The sequence below is a fragment of the Rubrivirga sp. genome (assembly GCF_049648075.1).
In the GTDB taxonomy this organism is placed as follows: Bacteria; Bacteroidota; Rhodothermia; order Rhodothermales; family Rubricoccaceae; genus Rubrivirga.
This window is the reverse complement of record NZ_JBARYR010000489.1, coordinates 1-1838: the sequence shown is the minus strand read 5'-3', so window position 1 is coordinate 1838 and position 1838 is coordinate 1. Positions and strand designations below refer to the sequence as shown.

Annotated in this window: 3 protein-coding genes and 1 pseudogene; 1 reads left to right on the top strand and 3 read right to left on the bottom strand. The window is 68.0% G+C overall.

Translation table 11 applies throughout. The features are described 5' to 3' along the window. A partial coding sequence (locus tag WBA11_RS13830; RefSeq protein ID WP_424521254.1) for an IS630 family transposase occupies positions 1-677 on the top strand: 677 nt, incomplete at its 5' end. Positions 678-723: 46 nt separating this feature from the next. On the opposite strand, the gene WBA11_RS13825 is transcribed toward WBA11_RS13830, so the two are convergent. From WBA11_RS13825 to WBA11_RS13815, 3 genes and pseudogenes are all read right to left on the bottom strand, one after another. Then, positions 724-1035 carry a hypothetical protein gene (locus WBA11_RS13825; protein ID WP_424521253.1) on the bottom strand — a complete coding sequence of 104 codons (312 nt, stop codon included), beginning with the start codon at positions 1033-1035 and terminating at the stop codon, positions 724-726. Further along, positions 1013-1243 carry a DUF433 domain-containing protein gene (locus tag WBA11_RS13820; RefSeq protein ID WP_424521252.1) on the bottom strand — a complete coding sequence of 77 codons (231 nt, stop codon included), beginning with the start codon at positions 1241-1243 and terminating at the stop codon, positions 1013-1015. The genes WBA11_RS13825 and WBA11_RS13820 overlap by 23 nt, the downstream gene beginning before the upstream one ends. 243 nt (positions 1244-1486) lie before the next feature. Beyond that, positions 1487-1838: pseudogene (locus WBA11_RS13815) on the bottom strand (glycosyltransferase family 2 protein); the annotation flags it as partial.

Genomic DNA, 1838 nt, shown 5'->3' with positions numbered 1-1838 from the left:
GGGCACCCCCGTGTGAGCCAGCAGACCGTCGGCCAGACGCTGGCCCGGATGACGCTGACGCTCAAAAAAAGTCGTTCCGAGCCGTCCAGCGACTCCGAGACGACGTCGTAGCGGAGCGGGCGCAGTTCGCCGCATGGCAGCCGACCGTCGACGGCGCGCGGGTCGTGTGCGTGGACGAGAGCGGGATCGTCGCCGGTGGCCGGGTGGCCTACGGCTACGCGCCTCGTGGCGAGCGGTGCGAGGAGCACGCGCCGTACCGCAAGGGGCGCCGGACGAGCCTGCTCGGCTGGGTCGGCCTCGGGCGTGGCGGGGTCGTCGCCGTCGAGGGAAGCGTCGACGGCGACGTGTTCGAGCGCTTCGTGCGCGACCATCTCGCACCGAGGCTGGAGCCAGGGGACATCGTCGTCTGGGACAACCACTCCGTCCACAAGCGGCCGGGACTGCGCGCGCTGATCGAGGCCCGTGGAGCGGCGTTGGTGTGGCAGCCGCGCTACAGCCCCGAGTTCAACGCGGTCGAGGAGATGTGGTCGAAGGTGAAGCACCTCGTCAAGCGAGCGCGCGCCGACACGGCGGCGGCGCTGACCGAGGCGCTGGCGGCGGCCGTCGCCGCGCTGACGTGGGAGGACTCGCTCGGCTGGCTACGCCACGCGGGCTACCGGCTCAATCCTACCGCGTAGCGCTGTAGCCGTCCTCGAGGACGGACGTTCGACTACGCTTCTGCTGTCACGCGAAGGAGAAGTCCCGGGGCCGCATTCTGGAGAGCGGCGTTGATCCTCGGCACCAACGGGAGGAGGTCATCGATGTCGTGCTTAGGGCTGAGAGCACGACGATGCACAGGCCGATCCCGCTCAGGTTCTGCTGGTACTCGATGCCTCGGTCCATCGTCCGCAGCACGTCGAACTCCTCAGATGCGAGTCGGAGCAACCTTCCGTTCTCGATTCCACCCCACCCTCGTTCGGGTACCGTGAGGGCGTCGGCGTTCAATGACCACTTCAGCTTCCTGGGATGGTTCTCATCGAGTAGGACGCGGATCACATCCCTGCCGTGAGGTCACGCTCTGCCAACCGAGGAGGCCTTCAACCTGCTTGCGAGTCACAGTCGGGAAGTCGTCGCGGAAGTCCTCGATGCGTTTGCTCTTGCGGAGGTAGACGAGGAGCGTGTCGATGGGGACGCGTGTCCCCACGAAAACGAGTGTCCCTCCGAGGATGTCTGGATCCGAATGGTAGATGGTCGTTCGCTCCATGCCTCTGTCTGTTTCTCTGGGATGAGCGTACGGCTTCCTACCTAGGCAGCGTTGACATTCACCCTGATCGGCCCTGCCGGCCCAGCTTCCGGCCTCGCCCCGTCACGCTCGTCCTCCGGGGCTACGGCCCCGCACTTCTCACGCTCCTTGCGAGGTCGAAACCGTGACCTCGGCAGGGCCCGAACCGGCGATTGTCAACGCCGCTCAGATTCTCTGTCCGTGCTGGAGGTCGCTTCGAGGGCGCTACAGCCGTCCTCGAAGCGCGTGGACGCCGACCGTCCACAGGATCTTGGCGCCGGCGCGGACGGTCCCGTTGACCGTCCCGGTGATCTTGGATTTTCCGACCCGGCGCCGGTAGCCGACCGGGACCTCGACGGCGCGCAAGCCGGCCCGAGCCGCGCGTACTTGCATCTCGACCGTCCACCCGAACGTTTGGTCGCGCATCCCCAAGGCCTCGAGGGCGTCCCACCGGATGGCGCGGAACGGACCGAGGTCCGTGTACCGGACGCCCCACCGCAACCTCAAGAGCGCGCACGCGAGCGCGTTGCCCCACCGCGCCTGGGGCAGCAGCGCGCCGGCCTCGACGCGGCCCGCC